Annotated in this window: 1 rRNA gene; it reads right to left on the bottom strand. The window is 55.3% G+C overall.

What is annotated here, in order from left to right:
• Window positions 1–255, bottom strand: a 16S ribosomal RNA gene (locus tag GO007_RS28875); the annotation flags it as partial.

Genomic DNA, 255 nt, shown 5'->3' with positions numbered 1-255 from the left:
CCATTGTGCAATATTCCCCACTGCTGCCTCCCGTAGGAGTCTGGACCGTGTCTCAGTTCCAGTGTGGCTGGTCATCCTCTCAGACCAGCTAGGGATCGTCGCCTAGGTGAGCCATTACCTCACCTACCAGCTAATCCCATCTGGGCACATCTGATGGCATGAGGCCCGAAGGTCCCCCACTTTGGTCTTGCGACGTTATGCGGTATTAGCTACCGTTTCCAGTAGTTATCCCCCTCCATCAGGCAGTTTCCCAGA

Source organism: Klebsiella sp. 10-1, assembly GCF_009758445.1.
Taxonomy (GTDB): domain Bacteria; phylum Pseudomonadota; class Gammaproteobacteria; order Enterobacterales; family Enterobacteriaceae; genus Klebsiella; species Klebsiella scottii.
Note: the sequence above shows the minus strand (reverse complement) of the source record. Positions and strands in the feature narration are given on the sequence as shown.